This window comes from Tautonia sp. JC769, from assembly GCF_040717455.1.
Taxonomy (GTDB): domain Bacteria; phylum Planctomycetota; class Planctomycetia; order Isosphaerales; family Isosphaeraceae; genus Tautonia.
In genome coordinates this window covers 54,298-76,824 of sequence record NZ_JBFEFH010000008.1, presented here as the reverse complement: position 1 = coordinate 76,824, position 22,527 = coordinate 54,298, and the positions used below count along the sequence as shown (strand labels likewise).

At 70.8% G+C, this 22,527-nt stretch carries 11 protein-coding genes and 1 tRNA gene; 7 read left to right on the top strand and 5 right to left on the bottom strand.

The window, feature by feature from the left end; genetic code table 11:
• The first annotated feature begins 32 nt into the window (after positions 1 to 32).
• From AB1L88_RS10530 to AB1L88_RS10515, 4 genes are all read left to right on the top strand, one after another.
• Positions 33 to 1,013 carry a cytochrome c oxidase subunit 3 gene (locus AB1L88_RS10530; RefSeq protein ID WP_367096612.1) on the top strand — a complete coding sequence of 327 codons (981 nt, stop codon included), beginning with the start codon at positions 33 to 35 and terminating at the stop codon, positions 1,011 to 1,013.
• Between the two features lie 89 nt (positions 1,014 to 1,102).
• Positions 1,103 to 1,489: a cytochrome C oxidase subunit IV family protein gene (locus AB1L88_RS10525; protein WP_367096611.1), complete on the top strand. Its 387-nt coding sequence runs from the start codon at positions 1,103 to 1,105 to the stop codon at positions 1,487 to 1,489.
• Positions 1,490 to 1,693: 204 nt separating this feature from the next.
• Positions 1,694 to 2,773 (top strand): DUF420 domain-containing protein, encoded by a 1,080-nt coding sequence (locus AB1L88_RS10520; protein ID WP_367096610.1) that lies wholly within the window; start codon positions 1,694 to 1,696, stop codon positions 2,771 to 2,773.
• A 31-nt stretch (positions 2,774 to 2,804) separates the two neighbouring features.
• Positions 2,805 to 3,065 (top strand): hypothetical protein, encoded by a 261-nt coding sequence (locus AB1L88_RS10515; RefSeq protein ID WP_367096609.1) that lies wholly within the window; start codon positions 2,805 to 2,807, stop codon positions 3,063 to 3,065.
• 87 nt (positions 3,066 to 3,152) lie between these two features.
• Here AB1L88_RS10515 and pyrF read toward each other — a convergent pair whose 3' ends face one another.
• Positions 3,153 to 4,091: an orotidine-5'-phosphate decarboxylase gene (pyrF, locus tag AB1L88_RS10510; protein ID WP_367096608.1), complete on the bottom strand. Its 939-nt coding sequence runs from the start codon at positions 4,089 to 4,091 to the stop codon at positions 3,153 to 3,155.
• Between the two features lie 193 nt (positions 4,092 to 4,284).
• Between pyrF and AB1L88_RS10505 the strand changes: the two genes are divergently transcribed.
• Positions 4,285 to 4,359 (top strand) — tRNA-Pro (locus tag AB1L88_RS10505).
• A 313-nt stretch (positions 4,360 to 4,672) separates the two neighbouring features.
• On the opposite strand, the gene AB1L88_RS10500 is transcribed toward AB1L88_RS10505, so the two are convergent.
• The 4 genes from AB1L88_RS10500 to AB1L88_RS10485 form a co-directional block, all read right to left on the bottom strand.
• Entirely contained in the window at positions 4,673 to 8,389 is a 3,717-nt protein-coding gene (locus tag AB1L88_RS10500; protein WP_367096607.1) for a PAS domain-containing protein, read from the bottom strand.
• Positions 8,390 to 8,699: 310 nt separating this feature from the next.
• Positions 8,700 to 12,971 (bottom strand): Ig-like domain repeat protein, encoded by a 4,272-nt coding sequence (locus AB1L88_RS10495; RefSeq protein WP_367096606.1) that lies wholly within the window; start codon positions 12,969 to 12,971, stop codon positions 8,700 to 8,702.
• 145 nt (positions 12,972 to 13,116) lie between these two features.
• Positions 13,117 to 14,241, bottom strand: a complete 1,125-nt coding sequence (locus tag AB1L88_RS10490) for a TIGR03032 family protein (RefSeq protein WP_367096605.1) — start codon at positions 14,239 to 14,241, stop codon at positions 13,117 to 13,119.
• A gap of 519 nt (positions 14,242 to 14,760) precedes the next feature.
• Positions 14,761 to 16,251 carry a sulfatase gene (locus tag AB1L88_RS10485; RefSeq protein WP_367096604.1) on the bottom strand — a complete coding sequence of 497 codons (1,491 nt, stop codon included), beginning with the start codon at positions 16,249 to 16,251 and terminating at the stop codon, positions 14,761 to 14,763.
• Positions 16,252 to 16,695: 444 nt separating this feature from the next.
• Between AB1L88_RS10485 and AB1L88_RS10480 the strand changes: the two genes are divergently transcribed.
• Both AB1L88_RS10480 and AB1L88_RS10475 read left to right on the top strand, forming a co-directional pair.
• Positions 16,696 to 20,928 (top strand): DUF1592 domain-containing protein, encoded by a 4,233-nt coding sequence (locus tag AB1L88_RS10480; RefSeq protein WP_367096603.1) that lies wholly within the window; start codon positions 16,696 to 16,698, stop codon positions 20,926 to 20,928.
• A 63-nt stretch (positions 20,929 to 20,991) separates the two neighbouring features.
• A complete protein-coding gene (locus tag AB1L88_RS10475) occupies positions 20,992 to 22,296 on the top strand; it encodes a DUF1552 domain-containing protein (RefSeq protein WP_367096602.1) in 1,305 nt (434 codons plus the stop codon).
• The last annotated feature ends 231 nt before the right edge of the window (positions 22,297 to 22,527 follow it).

The following is a 22,527-nucleotide window of genomic DNA, read 5'->3' as shown; positions in this document are numbered from 1 at the left end:
TCCCCACGCAACGCAATGCAACGGAACGACCGATGGCCGAGACACCCCCCTTTGGCGAGGAACCGACCGGCGCTCCTCACGATCACGCCCACCCCTCCGCCGGGCAGGCCGGGCACCCCAGCCCCCCGCCCGCCACGCCCGGCAAGGTGGCCCTGTGGCTCTTCCTCGCCACCGAGGTCATGTTCTTCACCGGCCTGATCGGCTCGTACGTCGTCCTCCGGGCGGGCAGCCCACCCGCCTCGTACAGCAACCTCTTCTCCCCCGGCACCGACCTGACCAACCGTCGGGACGCGCAGGGAGTCGTCCTCGTCCAGGCCGGGCCCGATGAAGAGGCCGTCGTCGAGGCCATCCACGACGCAACCGGCCGCCCGATCGACGAGGTCGAGCACCTCGTCGAGACCGCCCACGACCTCGGCGCCGCCGTCGTCCTGGTCGATTCGCCCTACGGCCCCGCCGACGTCGGCGACCTCTACCGACGCCTCCAGGCCCTCGGGGCCGAGGTCCGCATCGACGGCCTCGAATCGTACGCCTGGCCCGAGCCGTATCAGGTCCTCGTCAACCCGCTGAGCATCGACCTGACGGCGATCAACACGTTCATCCTCATCTGCTCGTCCGTCACGATGGTCCTCGCCCTCGCCGCCATCCAGCGGGGCGACAAGGTCCGGCTCTCCCTCTGGCTGCTGGCGACCGTCCTCATCGGCTCGACCTTCCTCGGCATCCAGGTCTACGAATATTACCAGTTGATGACCGGCCACCACTATTCGGTCGGCGTCAGCGAGACGGGGCACTTCCGGCCGTCGGTCAGCCTCTTCGCCTCGGCCTTCTTCACCATGACCGGCTTCCACGGCGCCCACGTCACCGGGGGCGTGATCGCCCTGACGATCATCTGGCTCCGCTCCCTCTTCGGCGGCTACACCCAGCACAATCACGCCCCGGTCGAGCTGGCCGGGCTCTACTGGCACTTCGTCGACCTCGTCTGGATCATCCTCTTCACCGTGGTCTACCTGATCTGAGGATGGCCCCCCGGGGAGAATCGGCTGGGGCCCCTCGGCCTCGGCTCCCACGCATTGCGGCCGATGAAACACTCGGAGGACAGGCGCCCATGGACCCCACCGGAACCCCCTCGACCATCGTCGTCAGCCAGGCCGAGCACACCTCTCACGTGAAGGTCTACCTCCGCGTCTTCCTCGCCTTGCTCCTCCTGACGATGGCCGAGTACTTCTACGCCAAGGCCCTCGCCGACGCCTCGGCCTGGGTCCTGATCGGCGGCCTCATGGCCATCGCCGTCGTCAAGGCCGGGCTGGTCGGCCTCTTCTTCATGCACCTCCTGTTCGAAGGGCGCTGGAAGTACCTCGTGCTCGTCCCGACGACCTTCCTGGCCACCGTCACCGTCCTCGGCCTGGTCCCCGACATGGCCCTGCCCCCCGGCGAGCCCGACCCGAACCCCGCCGCCCCCATCGCCGCCGCCGCTCCTGACCCGCAACCCTGACCGGACGTTCGGCCTGCAGCTCCTCGGCCAATCTGCTCCCTTCTTCTTCCGCCCCCTGACACTCGCCGCGCCTCGTACAATGCTTCAAGAACGCGGCGAAGCCGTTGCCCTTTCCCCCTCCGATTGCCTCGCCACGCTCCTGACTCTTGCCCCACGATTTCGCCCCCAACACCCACTTGGGCTCGCCTCCGCGAGCATCCTGACGTGAGCAGCTCCTACCGCATCGGCATCGGCATTGTGCTGGCGACGGTCGCCGCCTCCGCCCTCGTCTGTTTCGTCCAGACCGACCCGAACCCGCCGACCCGCGCCGGCTACGATCTCGGCCCGGCCGCCAGCTCCCTCGGCTCCTTCTCCTTCACCGAACGCTCGGGCCGCGACGTCACCGACGCCGACCTGGCCGACCGCGTCTGGGTCGCCGCCTTCGTCTTCAGCCGATGCCCGTCGAGCTGCCCCCGCATCTCGGCCGAGATGGCCAAACTCCAGGCCGAACTCCCCGCCGATTCCCCCGTCCGGCTCGTCAGCATCACGGTCGACCCCGACTACGACACCCCCGAGGTCCTCACCGACTTCGCCCGCCGCTACGGGGCCGACCCCGACCGCTGGTGGTTCCTCACCGCCCCTCAAGAAGAAACCTACGCCTTCGTCGAGCGCGGCTTCCTCCAGAGCGTCGCCGAGGCCACCGAGGACGACCTCGCCTCCGGGGCCGAGGCGATCTTACACAGCACGAAGCTCGCCCTCGTCGACCGCGGCAACCGGGTCGTCGGCGTCTTCGACATCGGCGACGAGCCGGGCATGGAGCGCCTCCGCGAGCGCCTCGCCTACCTCTCGGCCCCCGATTGGGCTCGCGACCTCCCGGCCGTCAACGCCACGCTCAACGGCGCCTGCGCGGTCCTGTTGATCCTCGGCTGGATCCTGATCCGCTCCGGCAACGTCCGTGGCCACACCATCGCCCAGGTGGCCGCGCTCTCCCTCTCGGCGGTCTTCCTGGCCTGCTATCTCGTGTACCATGCCCAGGTCGGCAGCGTGAAGTTCACCGGCGTCGGCCCGGCCCGGCCGACCTATTTCTCGATCCTGCTGTCGCACACCATCCTGGCCGTCGTCATGGTGCCGATGATCCTGATCACGGTGGTCCGCGCCCTCCGCAAGCGGTTCGACCGCCACCGCGTCATCGCCCAGGCCACTTTCCCGATCTGGGTCTACGTCTCGATCACCGGCGTCGTCATCTACCTGATGCTCTACCAGATGGACTTCTCCTCGGCCGCCCCCGCGGTCGCGGGCTTCTGAACCGACCCTGCTTGCCCTTTCGGAGCCGACCATGCCCCTTCGGCCCATCTTCCGCCTCGCCCTGCTGGCCGCCGCGCTCCTGCTTCCCCTCGCGGCGACTCCCCCCGCCTCGGCCTGCCCGAACTGCAAGTCGGGCCTCGCCGTCGAGGAGTCGGCGGGCGATCGCGGCGACTTCGCCTCCGGCTTCTCCCGAAGCATCGTCCTGATGCTGGCCATGCCCTTCGCCCTGCTCGGCGTCGGCACCGTCGCCGTCGTCCGCCTCGCCCGCAGGGGGGGGATCCCCCAGCTCTGAGCCTCATCCGCGTCCCGTTCGACCGCACCGAACCCCGCCTCACCCCGGGGACCGAGCCAGGCCTCCCGGCCCCCGGGGCCTCGCCGCTCAACCCTTCAACTTGCCCATCGGCGTGTTGCTCGCCAGATCCTCGACCATCTCCTCGACCGCGTAGCCGATCGCCGCGCGCCAGTCCTCCCCGAACCGATCGCGCAGCTCGGGACGCTCGTACGCGAAGATGATCCCCCGCGAACAATTGACGATCGCCCCCAGGCCGCTCGCATCGCACCCGGCGGCCACGTCGGCGGCCGTCCCCCCCTGGGCCCCATAGCCGGGGATCAAGAAGAAGATGCCCGGCATCGCCTCCCGCAGCTCGGCCAGTTGCTCCGGATAGGTCGCCCCCACCACCGCGCCGATCGCGCTATAGCCCGACTCCCCCTTCAGCGGCTCGGCCCACCCGACCAGCCGATCGGCCACGTGCCGGTACACCGGCTTCCCGTCTGCGATCAGATCCTGGAACTCTCCGGCCGAAGGGTTGCTCGTCCTCACCAGGACGAACAGGCCGCGCCCCCGCTCGCCCGCCACCCTGGCGAACGGCGCGATCCCGTCGCTCCCCAGATACGGGTTGATCGTCAGCGCATCCCCTTGCCAGGCCGGCCCTTTTTCCTCGTCGACCGGCGGATGCCCGAGATACCCCCTCGCGTACGCCTCCGCCGTCGAGCCGATGTCGTTCCGCTTGCCGTCGATGATGACGAACAGCCCGCGCCGCGCCGCGTCGGCCGCGCTCGCGTGCAAGGCTGCCACCCCCGCCGGCCCAAACTCCTCATAGAACGCCGACTGGAACTTCACCGCCGGCACCTTCCCGGCCACGACCCCCAGAATCTCCTCCCCGAACGCCAGCAGGCTCCGCGCGATCCCCTCGGCCGATTTCGGGAACCGCTCCGCGATTTCCCTCGGAAATTGACTCGGTCGCGGGTCGATCCCCACCACCACCGCATTGCCCACCTCGCGCATCTTGGCGACCAACCGATCCGCAGCGTTCGTCACGATCTCTCTTCCCCGGCCGAGGCCGCATTGACAGGGCCCCGGAACTCTTTAGAATACGAGCACAGAATCGCTTGCATCCTAGGGTTCGTGACCCCGCTTGACCAGCCCGGTCATTCTCACGCACCCCGCCTCGCGGATGCCGTTTCTGCCGAGTCCAGTTCCTTCGGCTTCCACCGTCGGACCCTCTCGGGATCGGGGCGTAGCGCAGCCTGGTTAGCGCGCCTGCTTGGGGTGCAGGAGGTCGGCCGTTCAAATCGGCTCGCCCCGACTCAGCACAACCCCTTCCGATTTCTCGAAATCGGAATCCCATCCGGGTGCGGATGATACGGCGCTGGACCCTCCCAACCCTCGGTCATTGACCGGAGTTCGGAGGACAGAACCGTGTCCCGCACCTGTTCGGTTTGCCACCTGCCTTCTCGACACATCGCGTCGAGCGGTCAGGTCAATCGTTGCGATGGGCAATGATCGCGATTCCCGTCGCACACCCGGCGACGATCGCCTCGGGATCGGGCGACCCGATTCTGAGGGACCGGTCGCCGGCGTGCATAATCCCGTCGCGGGGCATCGCCGAGGCGCTTCGATCATCGGTCTCCGGTGTCGCCGCCATCGGTGTCGGCCGGAGGATCGGGGAACAGGGAGACCAGCGCGTCGGTGTCGACCGGTTTGATGACGTGGTGGTCGAAGCCGGCCTGCCGGGTCCTCGCGCGGTCCTCGGGCGTGTCTCGGCCGGTGACGGCGACGAACATGGCCCCGTCCAGCCCTTCGATCCGCTTCATGAGCGGGAGCAAGGCCCCGCCGTCGATGTCCGGGAGCCCGAGGTCGAGCAGCACGATCTCGGGCCGGAAGTCGGCGGCGACCCGGAGCGCCTCCCGGCCGTCGCCGGCCGTCCGGACCTCGTGCCCGGACCACTGGAGGAGCCGGGCCGTCACGCGGAGGATGTCCCGGCTGTCATCGACGAGGAGCACCCGCCGGGCGCCGGCGGTGCCGGGCGTCTGCTGCGGGTCGCGTCGGGGGGCGGCCTCTCCCTCGTCTCGGAGATCGTCCGGCTTCCGGGCGTGATGGGCCACCACCTCGACCAGTCGCCTCGGGTCGATCGGCTTGGGCAGGTAGTCGTCGCAGCCGGCCTCCCGGCAACGCTCGCGGTCGCCGCGCATCGCCGCCGCGGTCAGGGCGATCACCGGGCGCTCGAAGCCGCCCCGGCGGAGCCGGGCCACGGCCGCGTAGCCGTCGAGCCGGGGCATCTGCATGTCCATCACGACCACGTCGAAGGGCGTGCCGGCGGCCTCGGACCGGCGGACGGCCTCGATGGCCGCGACGCCGTCCTCCGCCGTCTCGACGAGGGCGCCGGCGTCCTCCAGGTGCATCCGAGACAGCGCCCGGATGTCCGGGCGGTCGTCGACGACGAGCACCCGGCAGTCGGCGCATCGCGAGCCCTCCCCCGGGGCCTGGTTCTCGGGCGACTCGATCCCCAGGCGGGGCTCCACCCTCGGGATCCCCTCAAGCGGCCCGGTGGCGATCGTGACGCCGAAGCGGCTGCCCACGCCCGGCTCGCTCTCCACGCCGATCGAGCCGCCGAGCAGCTCGGCCAGCCGTCGGCAGATCGCCAGGCCGAGCCCCGTGCCGCCGTAGAGCCGGGCCATCGACGAGTCGGCCTGCTCGAACGGCCGGAAGAGCCGGTCGGCCTGCTCGGGAGTGATCCCGATCCCGGTGTCGACGACCTCGAAGCGCAACCGGGGCGACGCCGGGTCCTCCTCCAGGCGGACCACCAGGCGGACCGACCCCGACTCGGTGAACTTGATGGCGTTGCCGACGAGATTGACCAGGATCTGCCGCAGCCGCGTCGGGTCGCTCTCGATCGTCTCCGGCAGCAGCTCGGGCAGGTCGACCTCCAGCCTCAGCCCCTTTTCCCGGGCCCGGACGTCCATCAGCGACCGGACGTCGGCGACGACCCGGTCGGGCTCGAACCGCCGACGCTCGGCCTCCAGGCGGCCGGCCTCGATCTTCGACAGGTCGAGGATGTCGTTGACGATCTCCAGCAGGTGCAGGCCGTTGCGGCGGATCGTCTCGACGCACACCTGGTTGTCCGGGTCGTCGACCTGGCGCGAGAGCACCTCGGCATAGCCCAGGATCGCCGTCATCGGCGTCCGGATCTCGTGGCTCATGTTGGCCAGGAACTCGCTCTTGGCCCGGCTGGCCGCCTCGGCCTGGCGCCGGGCCTCGATGGTCTGCTGCTCGGCCCACCACCGCTCGGTCGAGTCCCAGGTGATGACCAGCACCGACGGCTCCTCACCCTCGACCAGGGGCAGTCGGATGAGCTGATAGTCCCACCTCGCCTCGGGCTTGCCCGGGATGGGCACGTGGAGGCCGTGTTCATACTCCGACTCGCCGGTCTCGAGCACCCGCTTCAGGCGGGCCTCGGCGCCGACCGCGACCGCCTCGGGGAAGGCCTCGCCGAAGGTGCGCCCCGCCATCTCCAGGCCCGGCCGGAGCGCCTGATAGGCGGGATTCACCAGCCGGTAGCGGAGGTTCGGGCCCTGCATGACCGCGACGCACATCCGGGCGTGCTCCAGCAGCGTCTCCAGGAAGAGGCGCTGCCGCGACTCCCGGCGCTCGCTCTCACGCAAGGCCGCCTCGGCCCGCGTCTGCTCGACCGCCGACCACATGCGTTCGGCGACCTCCTCGACCAGCCTCACCTCGTCCGCGGTCCAGGACCTCGGCGCGCACTGGTGGACGGTCAGGTGGGCCGTCCACCGGCCGTCCTTGACCAGCGGGATGGTCAGCGCGGCGGCCAGGCCGGCCGCCCGATAGGCCGCCGCCTCCTCCTCGCCTAGCTCCGCGGCGTCGGGGATCACGAGCGGCTCGCCGCGGCGGAGCCGGGCGGCCGATTGGTCGTAGTCGGCGACCCGCAATCGGTCCGCCATCGGCGCGACGCTGTCCCGGACGTAGCCGCCGGCGACCACGAGCGTCTCCCCGTCCGGGGTGACCTCGGAGTAATGCACCCGATCGGCCCCCAGGTGTTCGCCCAGCACCCGGCAGGCGGTCTGCTTCGCCTCCGCCGGGTCCGTCACCGGCCGCAGCGCGTCGCTGAGCCTCAGCAGGAACGCCTGCCGCTCCTCGTTCGCACGCACCACCTCCTCGGCCCGCTTCCGCTCGGTGATGTCCTGCACCACCACGATGGCCCCGTCCGCCCGCCCGCGACCATCCCGGAACGGGACGGCGGAGATCAGGGCATGGCGCTCCGCGCCCCCCTCGTCGGCATACGCGAACTCCATCCCCGGCTCGACCCGCTCGCCACGCAGGGCCCGGGCGGCGGGCCACTGGTCGCGGGGGACCGGCTGCCCCGCCCCCCTGACTTCCCGCCAGCGCGTCTGCTCATCCCGAGACGGGATGACGTCCGCCACCAGGCGACGCATCGCCGAGTTGCGGACGATGAACCTCCCCTGCGGGTCGACCACCCCGACGCCGGCCGGGAGCTGCTCGATGACCGCCTTCAACTGCGCCTCGGCGCGCTTCCGGTCGGTGGTGTCCCGGAGGATCTTCGAATATCCGGCCAGGTTCCCCTCGGCGTCGTACATCGGGGTCACGATGCCGAAGGCCCAGAACCGCTCCCCCTCGCGGCGGAGGTGCCAGCGCTCGTCCTCGCGGCGGCCGGTCTGCCTCGCCTCGGTCAATTCCTGCTCCGGCAATCCATCCCGACGGTCCTCGGGCGTGAAGATGATCCCGAACTCCCGGCCGAGGATCTCCTCCTCGGTGTAGCCGAGGATCGCCTCGGCCGCCTCGTTCCAGGAGGAAATCCGGCCGTCGAGGTCGAGGGTCAGGATCGCGTGGTCCCGGACGTTCTTCACCAGCGAGGTGAAATGGGCCTCCGCCTCCCACCGCGCCGCCTCGGCCCGCTTCTGCTCGGTGATGTCGTCGATGGCCAGGAGGATGAGCCCCGGTCGGCCCGCTTCCCGGTGCAGCCGGCGGGCGTTCAGGAGCATCACCCGCTCGCCGATGTCGGGGAATTCGTGCCGGACCTCGTAGCCCTCCATCTCCTCGCGCTCGGGCAGGACGCGCTCCAGGAGCTCGCGGAGACCGGGGATGTCCCACTGGCCGTTGCCCAGGTCGTAGAGCAGCCGCCCCTCGACCTGACCCGGCCCGACCCGGAACGTCCGGTAGAAGGCGCGATTGGCCGAACTGACCCTCAGGTCGGGGGTCAGGATCAGCAGGGACTCGCGTACGGTGTCGACAATCGCCTCGGAGATGGTCGCGAGGCCGGCGCGATCGGCCTCGTCGGGGCGTTCTTGCCTGTCCTTCACGTGGTCGAACTCGGGGAGGGCGAGAGATCAGTCCACAAATCTAGGTGAACGTAATCGTACCATGACGGTTCGATACGTTTCACCCCCCCAACCCGCGGATTCGCCCCCGGCGCGGGCCGGCCGCCCGCGTCGACCCGACAACACAATGGGCCCCGTCCACCACTACCCTCGCCAGACCAATCCGACGACCAAGCACGGTGGCTCGGCCCCGGTCCCCCGCGGCGGGGCGGCCTGGATCGACCGCCCCGCCTCCCGGAGGTCCGGGCCGAGCCCCGGCCCCGAACCATCGCGTCACGCGCCTTCGCGGCGATCAGGCACGCGCCGATCGCCAGCGATCGACGTAGTCGGCCAGGACCTCGTCGATCAGGTCCGGTCCGGTCGCGTCCTCCCCCCAGCCGGCCGAGGCCAGCCGGTCGGACAGGGTCGCCAGCACCGGGACGACGCCGGGTCGCGAGCCACCGAAGGTCTGCTGCGTCACCTCCGGATCGAGCAGCGACCGCATCCGCCATCGGCTGAGCACGCGATCGAACGTCGCCAGGTCCGAGCTGCCGGGCCCCGAGTAATCCCCGGGGGCGGCCACGGTCCCCGAGGCCCCCAGATCGACCATCAGCGCCGACGCACCGTCCGACGGCAGGATGAACCACTCGGCCCGTTCGCCGTCGCCCGACGCGCGGAAGGTGGCGATGTCGGCCTTCCCGTCGCCGTCATAGTCGGCCGGCACCGGCGCGTCCATCCCCCCGCCGCCGCCGAACAGGACGCTGTAGGCCGGCGACCCGTCGCTCGGCAGGATGAACCACTGCGCCGCCCCGGCCACCAGGTCGCTGTCCGATCGGAAGGTGGCGATGTCGGCGATCCCGTCGCCCGTGTAGTCGGCCGGCACCGGCGCGTCCATCCCCCCGCCGCCGCCGAACAGGACGCTGTAGGCCGGCGACCCGTCGCTCGGCAGGATGAACCACTGCGCCGCACCGGCCACCAGGTCGCTGTCCGACCGGAAGGTGGCGAGATCCGTGACCCCGTCGCCCGTGTAGTCGGCCGGCACGGGCACATCCATCTCGCCGCCGGCACCGAAGGCGATCGTGGAACGCTCTCCCGTCCGCGAAGACTCGATGGTCCAGGTCGCCATGTCCGCACCCGACTCGAACACGGCGAAGTCGCTCTTGCCGTCGCCGTCGAAGTCGCCCACGACCGCGACCGCGCCGGGCCCGCCCATCAGGGTCGAGAGGGTCCCGCCGCCGGAGAGCAGGACCGCGAACTGGCCGACCCCCAGCTCGGGCACGAACTCATAGGTCGCCAGGTCGGCCACCCCGTCGCCGTCGTAGTCCCCCATCACCACCGTCACCCGGACCGGGACCGCGTCCGACTCCGAACCTTCGAAATCGCCGGAGCCGTCGAACGCGGCCCGGATCGATCGATTGCCGTAGGCCAGGTCGCTGACGACCAGGGTCGCCACGCCGCCGACCAGGGGGGCCGATCCGAGGCTCGTCTCGCCGTCGAAGAACGTGACGGTCCCCTCGGGGGTGACGGCGCCCAGCATGCTCGGCGAGACGGTCGCCACCAGCGTCACCGCCTGGCCGACGACGGCGGGATTCGTCGAGACGGCCAAGGCCGTCGTCGTCTGGTCCTGGCCGATCGTCACGTCGACCGTGCCCAGATCCGTCGCCGCGACGTTCCCGTCCCCGAGGTAGCGGAAGGCCACCTCGAACATCCTCGCCTCCTCGAAGACCAGGGTGATCGAACCGGCCCCCGACCCGTCGAGCGTCACCACCTCCTGCGCGACGCCGTCGACCCAGACCTCGACCATCCCGGTCGGCACGACGTCGCTCTCCGGCACCGACACGGAGAAGGTCGCGACCAGCCCCTGGCCCACGATCCCGGACGTGGGCATGCCCAGCATGGAATCCGGCGTCGCCGCGTTGACCCCCTGGACGATCGTCGCCGAGGTGCTCCCCACGAAGTTCGAGTCGCCCAGGTAGGTCGCCGAGATCGACCGCCCCCCCACGGCGAGCGTCGTCACGCTCAGCGAGGCCATCCCCGCGTCGATGACGGCCGTCCCGAGCGATGCCCCGTCGCTGAAGAACTCGACCATCCCCCCCGGCTGGTCCGGGGGCATGCCCACGGGAGCCACCGCCGCCGTGAGGGTCACCGACTGGCCATAGCTGCTCGGGTCGAGCGACGAGGCGACCGTCGTCGTCGTGCTCGCCTGCGTCACCACCTGGCCCCCGGCGAGGCTCGCGCTCGTCGCCTCGTACGTCGCGTCGCCCGAGTAGTTCACCGTCACCGGGCTCAGGCCGACCGGCAGGTTCATCGTCTCATACGTCGCCTGCCCGTCGACCAGCGCCACGTCGTCGGCCACCAGGACGCCGTCGATGAGGAAGTCGACCGTCCCGGTCGGCGTCCCCAGGGCCCCGCCCATCGTCGCCGTGAACGTCACCGACTGGCCGAAGACGCTCGGATTCGACGACGAGCCGACCTGCATCGTCGCGTCGATCTTCTCGACCACCTGCCCGCCGCTGAGCGTGCCCGTCGAGACCTGGAAATTGCCGCTGCCCGTGTAGCTGACAGAAACCGGGGTCGTCCCGATGGTCAGGGCCGACGTGGTGTAGCTCGCCTGGCCGTCGACGAGCATCACCGAGACCGGCACGATGCCGATGATGAAGTCGACGGTCCCGGTCGGCGTCCCCGCCCCGGGGGCGACGGCAGCCACCGTCGCCGTGAACGTCACCGACTCGCCGAATTCGCTCGGGTTCAACGACGACGTGACCGTCGTGGTCGTGCTCGCCTGGGCCACCACCTGGCCGCCGGCGAGGCTCCCGCTCGACGTCTTGTACGTCGCGTCGCCCGAGTAGTTCACCGTGATCGGGAGGTTGCCCGCCTGCAGCGTGTCGGTCTCGAACGTCGCCTGCCCGTCGACCAGCGCCACGTCGTCGGCCACCAGGATGCCGTCGACCAGGAAGTCGACCGTCCCGGTCGGCGTCCCGTGGGCCCCGCCCACCGTCGCCGTGAACGTCACCGACTGGCCGAAGACGCTCGGGTTCAAGGACGAGCCGACCTGAGTCGTCGTGTTGTGCTTCGGAATGCATTCGACGGCCCCGATGTCGATCCCCTCGCCCAGGCTCCTCGAGTCGCCGCGCTGATCCCCCGTCAGGCCGCTCGCGGCGGCATCGTCGCCGGCGTCGATCACCGGGCTGTCGTCGGACGGCAGCATCGTCGGGGTCGGCCCGCCATTGTCGGCCAGGGGCCCGAGCATCGGGTCGTCGAAGCTGACGATCGTCCCGTAGAAGTTTACGAAACTCCGGATCAGATTGCCGACGCCCGAGCTCGAGGTGATCCCCCCGTCGTGGCCCGAGGCGTAGAAGTCCACACTCCCCGAGACCTCGGCCTGGCCGATGATCGTGTTGTTGATCACCGCCACCGCCTGATTGGAGGCCCCGTCGCCGAGGACGTAGAGGTTCCGCCCCTGCGTCGCCGAGCTGTTGTCCGAGACGGTGCTGTTGAGCATCGTCAGGCTGCCGTTGCGCGTGAAGATCGCGCCCCCCAGCCCCTCACCGTCAGATCCCCCCGAGGCGCCGTCCCCGCCGGTCGCGGAGTTCCCCGTCAGGGTGCTGTTGGTGATGGTGACCGTGCCCCCCATGTTGAAGATGGCGCCGCCCATGCCGGCCCCGCCGCCGCCGCCCCCTGCGCTGCTCCCCCCGGCGCCACCGCCGAACCCGCCGGACCCGCCGACACCCGACGAGTAGCCGCCGCCCCCGCCACCGCCGCCGAACCCGCCGTCTCCCCCCGCACCATTGAGCGGCACCGTGGAATAACCGGCGCCGCCGCCGCCGCCGCCGCCGAACCCGCCGTCTCCCCCGAACGTCGTCGTCCCGTTGCCGCCGCCGCCGCCGCCGCCGTCTCCCCCGTTGCCCGAGATCGCCCCGCCCAGCCAACCCCCGCCGCCGCCGGCGCTTGACTTGGAGCCGTTGGCCCCCGCACCAACCATGCCGCCGCCGCCGCCGCCGTTATACGACGCCGAATTCGCACCGCCATCGCCCCCGATCGCCACGTTCCCCGAGAGGGTCGACTGCACGATCGTCAGCTCGCCCCCGGCCACGAAGACGGCCCCGCCCAGGCCCGCGCCGCCGCCGCCGCCCGCGTCGCCGTCGCCGCCGTCCGCCCCCCGGGCGAGCCCATCGCTCAGCGTCACGTTCTGCAGGATGAGCGTGCCCGTGTCGGCCACCAGGAACGGCCGCAGCGTGTTCCCGCCGCTGATCGTCAGCATCGGGGCGTCGCCGGCGTCGATCGTGATCTCGTCGTTGGAGATGATGAACGCCGAGAGCCCGAACGTCGTGTCGACCTCGTTCGTCGTCAGCGTGATCGTCCCGCCGGCCAGCGACGCATCGAAGGTGATCGTATCGGGCTCGGCGTTCCCCATCGAGTCGATGATCGCCTGTCGGAGCGTCCCGGCCCCCGAATCGGCCAGGCTCGTCACCGTGAAGCCGGCCGGGGCGATCCGGTCCTCCAGGTGCTCCAGGACGGCTCGATGCCGGACCTTCTTGCCCGATCGAGCCTTCGGGACGCGGCGAGAGAACAACGTCGTTCGCATCAATGCAACCCTCAAACAACATACTTGGAAAGAAAGAATCTCACGCTCGTGACTCCGTTCCCCGATCCGGCCCGCTCCAAACGAGGGGCTTCCGTCCGCCGATCCGACCTGTCGGAGCGGGCTTCCGTAGCCCGATCCCCCGTGTTCAACAACAGACCGCCGGCCGGTCCGCGGGGGTTCGGAGGCCCTCGGGCACCCGTTCGAACGCCTCGTCGGGCAGGACGAACGAATCACCGATCAACGCCCGGTCGTCATTCACGACGTCCGGGAACCGGAGCCCGGCCATCGCCTGCACGGCGAAGATCTCCTGCAAGGCGTCCTCGAACCGGACGAATCCCACGATCCCCCCGGTCCGAAGCTCGACCACCCAGACCCCGCAGTGACGCTCGACCCCCGGCTCCCGGATCGGCAGCCCGGAGAAGTGCGCCGACTCTCGGATCTGGGAGAGCCCGACGAAGGCATACCCCCCCACGATGTCCAGCCCCCTGGCGAATCCCGGCAGCCCGGCCACCGCCTCGAACCGTCCCCGGTCCTCGTCGAGGAACCCCAGCCGCCCGGTCCCCGACTCGAGCAGCCAGAGCCGGCCGTCGTGCCATCGCGGCGAATGCGGCATCGACAGCCCCCGGGCGATCACCTCGCCGCTCGGCCCGTCGATCACCACGCCGCCGTCCCGCTTCCCCTCGCGCCAGCCGCCGGGCGTGTCCGTCGCCCCCAGCGCCGTCACCCAGAACCGATCACCGGGCCCGACCCCCAGCCCGTTCAGGTGGCACCGGTCTTCCGGCGCCAGGGCCGAGACGAACGAGGGCCGCCACCTCGGCACGAAACTATGCCGGTCGTCCCGCGTGCAAAGGCAGGAGAACCGCGTGTTCACGAACCAGAGTTCCCCGCCCCGGAACGCCATCTCGTGGATGTCGATGTCCCCGGTCACGTGCCCCGACCGCGGTAGGAAGCAGGCGTCGAGGCCCCCGGACGGGTCGAGCGACCGGGCCACCGCCGGCACATTCTGATAGTCCCACACTTCCAGCTGGGTGCCGATCGCCAGGCGGTCTCCCGCTCGGGCCAGGCCCATCGGCCGGTCGAAGCCCCGGAAGTGCGTGTTCAAGACGCCGCCGTCCGACCGCAAGATCACCAGCTTCCCCGCCTGGTACGTCGTGACCAGCAGCGAGGCCCCCAGCCACTCCAGCAGCCCCGGCACGCTCGTGCTGTGGACGCTCCGGAGCGGCGCATCGTGCGAGGTCGGGGACGGGGCATTCGGGTCGTTCTGCGTCACGGCGGCGCCCTTCCTTCGAGGATTGAGAGATCGGACCGCGATCACCGGCAGTCCCGCCGATTCCGAGAGTCCGAGGAACGATCGCCGACGCCGATCGGCGACTCCGCGGGATCGTCCCGGGGCCGCAATCGGGCCTTGAGCAGATCGGCCGCGTCGGCGTCCTCACCCCCCATCACCACGGGGACGATCGGAATTCGGCGCTGATTGATGCCTTGAGCTTAGAACGCCGACGACGAAGGACGAATCCAGGACCGTAAATTTTAGAAATTCTTCCGAACCACCGTGCCCCGCGGGCCGGACCCCTCCCGTCCTCGCGCCCGGCGGGGCTGCTCGAACGGCCCCGCCGGCCCGGTGACCCTCCCCGCCCACCGCCAGGCCCGGGCACGCCCCAGGCGACATCGCCCGGATCGGCGTTCGTTCGCACGGCCCGCCGCGCGGGCCGCCCCCCTCTCGCCGTCAATCAGGTCGGCCCGCACGCCGCGGGCCCTTGCAAAGGCGACACCCCCGGCCGATCCGGCATCATTCCTCGAAGCCGGAGCGCTCGATCACCCCGTCGGCCTCGGCCACCAGCGGCCTCGGAAACGCAACGTGCCCGGCCGGCCGCTGGTTCGCTCCGGGTCGGTCGAGGTCCCCCAGATCCTTGCGAGCTGCGTCGGCCAGGGCGGTCAGCATCCGGACGACCTGCGGGTGATCCGAGGCGCGGTCGGCCGTCTCCCCCGGGTCGACCGCCACGTCGAACAGGGCAGGGCGGCCCGGTTCAATCGCCGGATGAGGCCGCCTGACCCATTCGTCAATCGCCAGGTACAGCTTCCACGGGCCGGACCGAACCGCTTGCAACTGCGGGCCGTCGTAATAGTAGAAGGCGACCGTCGGCGATCTCGCCCCCTCGGTCCCGAACAGCAGCGGCCGGATGTCGAACCCGTCGAGGTGCCGATCGCGGGGCGGTTCGACCCCGGCCAGGGCGGCGACGGTCGGCAGCAGGTCGAGCGTCGAGGCCAGCTCGTCGCACGTCGACCCGGCCGGGATCACGCCCGGCCACCGGGCGAGGCAGGGGACCCGCATCCCCCCCTCGGCGGTCGAGTAGCCCCAGCCGGCCATCGGCGCGTTGCTCCCCTGCGGCGGGTCCCGCCTCGGGGCCCCATTGTCCGAGGTCCAGATCACCAGCGTCTGCCCGTCCAGCCCGAGGCGCCCCAGCGCCTCGATCACCCGGCCGAGCGACCAGTCCAGCTCCTCCACCGCGTCGCCATACGGCCCGTTCGCCGACCGCCCCCGGAACGCCTCGCTCGCAAACGGCGCCGCCGTCGATCCCGGCATCGTGTGCGGCATGTACACAAAAAACGGCCGGTCGCGGTGCGCCTCGATGAACGCGATCGCCTCCTCCGTGCAGCGCCTCACCAGGGTATTGCGATCGACCGGGGCCTCGATCACCGCCTCGTCCCTCAGCAAGGGCAGGGGGGGCCAGCCGAGTTCCTCGCCCCTCGGGTGCGTGTGCACCATGTCATCGCTATAAGGGATGCCGAAGAACGTGTCGAATCCCTGACGGGTCGGCAGGAACTCGCTTTGATCGCCCAGGTGCCACTTGCCGAAGATCCCGGTCGCATACCCGGCCGATTGCAGCACCTCGGCCATCGTGACCTCGTCCGGATGCAACCCGGTCGCGGAAACCGGACGCAAGACCCGCCCTCCCTCGTGGTCCTCGTGCAAAGACACCCGCCTCGGGTAACAGCCCGTCATCAGGCTCGCCCGGCTGGGCGTGCACACCCCCGACGTCACGTAGAAATGCGTCAATCTCATCCCCTCGGCCGCCATCCGGTCGAGGTTCGGGGTCCGGTGCAATTCCGATCCGAACGGCCCGATGTCCCCATAGCCGAGGTTATCGACCGACACGACGATCACGTTCGGCGGCCGGTGCTCAGCTGCCCACAGGCTCCCCCCGGCCGCTCCCGCCAGGATCACCCCCAGCACCCCGAGCGACCCCATCCGCATCCACCGTCCCTCACCCCTCATCATCCGCATCTCCCATTCTCGAATCCCGTTGTAGCGGGCGTGATCCCCCGATCGGAATCTGCAATCCCGTTTCCTGGCTCAACCCCCGCCGCCCCCACGCACGGCCCGGATCCCACAACTCATCAACGGCTCCTGGCAACGCTGAGCCGATCGGAGGCGAACGCCTCGCGCAGGCCGGCAGCGTCGCCGAGACAGCCGATCATCCTCTCTCCCCCCCTCCTCATCTTCTCCGCGTCTCCGCGCCTCTGCGCGAGGTCCCCCGCTCCCACCTCCAAAATCCCGCCTCATCACCACACGCCTGGACCCTCGGCGCCCCTCCCGTTACGATTCAAGGTTCACCGAGTCTCAAGCGATTGTCAAACACGACCGCCCTCGAAACGAGCATCCTGCACCGGGTCGGTCCAGGATCGGGCACCGGTCGCTCGACGTCGAACAGGAGGCACCGCCGTGCCCGGCCGCAAGGTACTCTGGATCGGTTCCGCCGCGCTGGGCCTGGCCCTCGCGGCCGTCGGCATCGCCGTCGATCGCCTCAAGGCCGACGCCAACGCGAAACCGAACGCCGCGGACGACTCCCCCGCCTTCGACGCCCTCGCCGCCGACTTCGAACGGGTCGCCCGACCCGTCATCGACACCCACTGCCTCGCCTGCCACGACTCCGTCATCGCCGAGGCCGACATCGACCTCGAATCCTTCGACGGGATCGACGACCTCCGCGCCGCCGCCCCGGCCTGGCAGAAGGTCGCCCGGATGCTCGACCTCGGCGAGATGCCGCCGCCCTCGGCCGACCCGATCCCCCCCGCCGACCGCGACCGCCTCCGCGACTGGATCGCCCGCCTGCTCCGGGCCGAGGCCGAGGCGAGCGCCGGCGACCCCGGCCCGGTCGTCCTCCGCCGCCTCTCGAACGCCCAGTACACCCACACGGTCCGCGACCTCACCGGCCTCGACCAGCTCGACCCGACCCGCGAATTCCCCGCCGACAGCGCCGCCGGCGAAGGGTTCACCAACGCCGGGGCCGCGATGGTCATGTCCCCCTCGCTCCTCGAAAAGTACCTCGACGCCGCCAAGGAAATCGCCGATCACGCCGTCCTGCTGCCCGACGGCTTCCGCTTCTCCCCCGGCACCTCCCGCCGCGACCGGACCGACGAGGCCGTCGCCCGGATCAAAGCCTTCTACGCCCGCTTCGCCGCCGACAGCGGCGGCACCCCCGTCAACCTCCAGGGGATCGTCTTCGCCACCAACGAGGGGGGCCGCCTGCCCCTCGAACAGTACTTCGCCGCCCTGCTCGACCACCGCGACGCCCTCCGCACCGGCAGTCAGACGGTCGAATCCGTCGCCTCCGATCGCAGCCTCAGCCCCCGCTACCTCCGCCTCCTCTTCGACACCCTCGAAAGCAATCCCGACACCCCCTCCCCGCTGTTCGACCGCCTCCGCGACGCCTGGCGATCGGCCCACCCCGGCGACGCCGAGCGCCTGACCGCCGTGATCGCCCCCTGGCAGAACGCCCTCTGGCGGTTCAACAGCGTCGGCCACCTCGGCAAGGTCGGCGGACCGACCGCCTGGATGGAGCCGGTCTCGCCCCTCGTCGATTCCCACGAGATCCGCCTCCCCATCCCCGACGTCTCCGCCATCGAAGGGGATGAGATCCTCCTCTCACTCACCCTCACCGACGCCGGCGACGGCCCCGCCGACGACCTCGCCGTCTGGGAACGCCCCCGGATCGTCACCCCCGGCCGCCCCGACCTGCCGCTCCGCGACCTCCGCGCCGTCGCCCGGCGCCTCCAGGCCGGTCGGGCCGAGGCCCTCTCCCACGCCTTCGCCTGCCTCGACGCCGCGTTCGAGGCCACCCGCACTCCCAATCCCCCCGACCCCGACACCCTGGCCGCCGACCGCGGCATCCCTCGCCCCGTCCTCGACGCCTGGTTCTCCTACCTCGGCATCGGCGTCGGCCCGCCGGAAATCCCGGCCGAATCCCTCCTCGCCACGCCGATCCGCGACGGCGGCGGCTACGACTTCGTCCGCGGCTGGGGACACCCCGACTTGCCGAACGCGGTGGCCAACTCCTCCGATCAACACGTCCGCATCCCCGGCAACGTCCGCCCGCACAGCGTCGCGATGCACCCCACCCCCGACCTCCGCGTCGCCGCCGGCTGGCGGAGCCCGATCGCCGGGTCGATCACCGTCTCCGGCGCCGTCCAGCACGCCCACCCCGAGTGCGGCAACGGCGTCACCTGGCTCCTCGAACTCCGACGCCCCGGCACCCGCCGCCGCCTCGCCTCCGGCATCGCCCAGGGGACCGCCCCCGTCCCCCTCGGCACCTTCGAACACATGCCGATCCAACCCGGCGACCTCGTCGTCCTCAGCATCGGCGCCCGCGACGGCAACCACTCCTGCGACCTCACCGCCGTCGATCTCACGATCACCTCCGACGCTTCCTCCTGGGACCTCGCCGCCGACGTCTCGCCCGACATCGACGCCGGCAACCCCCACGCCGACCGCCTCGGCAACCCCGCCGTCTGGCACCTGTTCGTCGAGCCGGACCGCGACGCCTCGTCCGACGCCACCATCCCCTCCGGTTCCCTGCTCGCCCGGTGGCAAGACGCCCCCGACCTCGACACGGCCCACCAGCTCGCCCATCAGATTCAGACCCTGCTCGACACCGGCCCCCCCCCCGTTGCCGACACCCCCGACGCCGCCCTCCACCGCCAGCTCACCGCGCTCCGCGGGCCGCTCCTCACCCGGCTCGGCACCACCGGCGACGGCGCCGCGCCCAACCCCACCGACGGCGATCCCGACGTCCCCCGCTTCGGCCTCGACCCCGACCGCTTCGGCCTCGCCCCCGACGGCCAGCCGATCGACCCCCTCAGCCTCGCCGCCCGAGCCCCCTCGACCCTCACCGTCCGACTCCCCGCCGAGCTGGTCGCCGGTTCCGAATTCGTCGCCAACGGCCGCCTCCTCCCCTCCGCCGGCGCGTCGGCCAGCGTCCAGTTCCTCGCCTCCCTCGAGCCGATCGATCCCCCCTCGGGCCCGGCCCCCGACCGGCCGATCGTCGTCGCCGAGGGCAGCCCGGCCCACGCCCGGCTCTCCGACGACCTCGCCTCCTTCCGCGACCTCTTCCCCCCGGCCCTCTGCTACTCGCAGATCGTCCCGGTCGACGAGGTCATCACCCTCATGCTCCACTACCGGGAAGACGACCACCTTCGCCGCCTGATGCTCGACGACGCCCAGGCCGCCGAGCTCGACCGCCTCTGGGACGAGCTCCGCTTCATCAGCCACGACGCCTTGACCACCGTCGACGCCTTCCAGCAGCTCCTCGAATACGCCTCGCAGGACGGCGACCCCAGCCTCTTCGAGCCCCTCCGCGCCCCAATCGAGGCCCAGGCCGACGCCTTCCGAGCCGCCCTGATCGCCGCCGAACCCCGCCACCTCGACGCCCTGCTCGACTTCGCCTCCCTCGCCTACCGTCGGCCCCTCTCCGAGGCCGATCGCGCGGAACTGACCCAGCTCTACCGATCGCTCCGCGACGAATCCCTCCCCCACGACGAGGCGTTCCGCCTCACCCTCGCCCGCGTCTTCATCGCCCCGAGCTTCCTCTACCGGATCGAGCAGGCCCCCCCCGTCGAAGGGCCGGCCGACCTGTCGAGCTGGGAGCTGGCCGGCCGCCTCAGCTACTTCCTCTGGTCGTCCGTCCCCGACGAGACGCTCCGCTCCAACGCCGCCTCGGGCGCACTCAACGACCCCGACGTCCTCGCCGCCGAGGCCCGCCGGATGCTCGACGACGACCGCGTCCGCCGCCTGGCCGAGGAGTTCGCCTGCCAGTGGCTCCAGGTCTACGACTTCCCCGCCCTCGACGAAAAAAGCGAGCGTCACTTCCCCACCTTCGCCGCGCTCCGGCCGGCGATGTACGAGGAAACCATCCGCTTCTTCACCGACTTCTTCCGCCACGATCGCCCCGTCCCCGCCATCCTCGACGCCGACTACACCTTCCTCAATGAGGAACTCGCCCGGCACTACGGCATCGACGGCATCGCCGGCCCCGACTGGCAGCGGGTCGACGGCGTCCGCCGCTTCGACCGCGGCGGCATCCTCGGCCTCGGCTCGACCCTCGCCAAGCAATCCGGCGCCTCGCGCACCAGCCCTATCCTCCGAGGCATCTGGATCTCCGAGGTCCTGCTCGGCGAACCCCTGCCCAATCCCCCGCGCGACGTCCCCGACCTGCCCGACGACGAGGCCGACACCGACGGCCTGACCGTCCGCGAGCTGGTCGAGCGGCACACCCAGGACCCCCGCTGCGCCGGCTGCCATGCCCGGATCGACCCCTTCGGCTTCGCCCTCGAAGGCTTCGACGCCATCGGCCGCGCCCGCCGGTTCGACCTGGCCGACCGCCCCGTCGACACCCGGACCGTCCTGCCCGACCAGACCCCGATCGACGGCGTCGACGGCCTCCGCCAGTACCTCCTCACCGCCCGCCGCGACGACTTCACCCGCCAGTTCTGCCGCAAGCTCCTCGGCTACGCCCTCGGCCGCGGCGTCCTCCTCTCCGACGACCCCTTGCTCGACGCCATGCAGGCCAATCTCCGAGCCCACGACGACCGCGTCTCCGCCGCCATCGAGACCATCGTCCGCAGCCCCCAGTTCCGCCAGATCCGCGGCCGCGGCCTCTCATCAACACCGACCGGATAACAAACTCATCACTCCATCTACGTCCGACCACCGCCCCCCTCCTTCCGCCCCAGGAGACGACCGATGACCCTCCCACTGCACTCCCGACGCAACTTCCTCCGAGGCGTCGGCGTCAGCATGGCCTTGCCCTGGCTCGAATCGGTCCCCGCCTGGGCCGACGACGTGCCCGCGGCCGTCGCCTCGGAAGGGCCCCCCGTCCGCCTCGCCGTCCTCTTCGCCGGCAACGGCTTCCACAGCAAGGAGTGGTGGGCCAAAGGGCAGGGGCGCGACATGGAGCTGGGCGCCGTCCTCGAACCCCTGACCGACTTCCGCGAGTCGCTCCTCTTCCTCCGAGGGCTTTATAACGCCGAGGCCCTGAAGGGGAACATCCACAGCTCGCAGACCGGCAACCTGCTCTCGGGCGCCCCGCTGGCCTCCGGCGGCGAGATCCGATCGGGCACCAGCGTCGACCAGCTCCTCGCCCAGCACGTCGGCCCGCGGACGAAGGTCCCCAGCCTGGTCCTCGGCTGCGAGAAGTCGAACCCATCGGTCCACAAGAACTATTCGATGCTTTATAGCTCCCACATCTCGTGGAGCTCCCCCACCACCCCGACCCCGCTCGAACTCTACCCCGCCCTGGCGTTTGACCGCCTGTTCAAGGACGAGCCCCGCGCCGGCGACAAGAGCGTGCTCGACTCCGTCCTGGCCGACGCCGGCGACCTCCGCCGCTCCATCAGCCTCTCCGATCGCCGCAAGCTCGACGAATACCTCGACTCCGTCCGCGAGGTCGAGACCCGGATCGCCCACGCCGGCCGTCGCGGCGAGCTCCAGGGCTGGCGCCCCTCGCTCGAAACCCCCGACATCCCCCGCCCCGCCGACGGCATCCCCCAGGACATCGGCGAGCACATGCGCCTGATGACCGACATCCTCGTCCTCGCCTTCCAGACCGACACCACCCGCGTCTGCTCGCTGAAGCTCAACAACGACCACAGCTCGCTGCGGTTCCCGAACCTCGGCGTCGACTACATGATCCACCACCTCCTCTCGCACACCGACAGCGACGACTGGCTGAAGGTCAATCGCTTCTTCGTCGAGCAGGTCGCCTACCTCGCCCGACGCCTCGACGCCATCCAGGAAGGCGAGCGCACCGCGCTCGACAACTCGATGCTCGTCTTCTGCTCCAGCATGCTCACCGGCAACCACGAGGCGAACCAGCTCCCCGTCATCACCCTCGGCGGCGCCGGCGGCCGGCTCCAGGGCGGTCGCGTGCTCGACTACCTCGACGCCCCGAACCGCAAGATGTGCAGCCTCTTCCTCAGCCTCCTCCACAAGGCCGGCGTCCCCCTCGACTCCTTCGGCGACTCCGACGAGCCCCTCGCCGAGGTCTGATCCCCCGCCCCTCAACGACGCAATCTCCGCTCATGCGAACATATCTTCACTCGAACCTGGAGCGTGAGATTGCTCCCTCCCGCCCCTCTCCCCCGCTCCCGGGGAGAGGGTGGCCGCAGGCCGGGTGAGGGGGGCCTCGTGCGGCTCGCAAACCATTGCGTCCTCAAACACTCCCCTGATCAAACAAGGCAAACTCCAACCCTCGCCCCCTCCGGGGGAGAGGGTGGCCGC

Bases quoted from the DNA above. Each gene is read 5' to 3' on its own strand.
- AB1L88_RS10530 (WP_367096612.1), top strand. From the start codon at position 33: ATGGCCGAGACACCCCCCTTTGGCGAGGAACCGACCGGCGCTCCTCAC.
- AB1L88_RS10525 (WP_367096611.1), top strand. From the start codon at position 1,103: ATGGACCCCACCGGAACCCCCTCGACCATCGTCGTCAGCCAGGCCGAG.
- AB1L88_RS10515 (WP_367096609.1), top strand. From the start codon at position 2,805: ATGCCCCTTCGGCCCATCTTCCGCCTCGCCCTGCTGGCCGCCGCGCTC.
- AB1L88_RS10495 (WP_367096606.1), bottom strand. From the start codon at position 12,971: ATGCGAACGACGTTGTTCTCTCGCCGCGTCCCGAAGGCTCGATCGGGC.
- AB1L88_RS10485 (WP_367096604.1), bottom strand. From the start codon at position 16,251: ATGATGAGGGGTGAGGGACGGTGGATGCGGATGGGGTCGCTCGGGGTG.
- AB1L88_RS10475 (WP_367096602.1), top strand. From the start codon at position 20,992: ATGACCCTCCCACTGCACTCCCGACGCAACTTCCTCCGAGGCGTCGGC.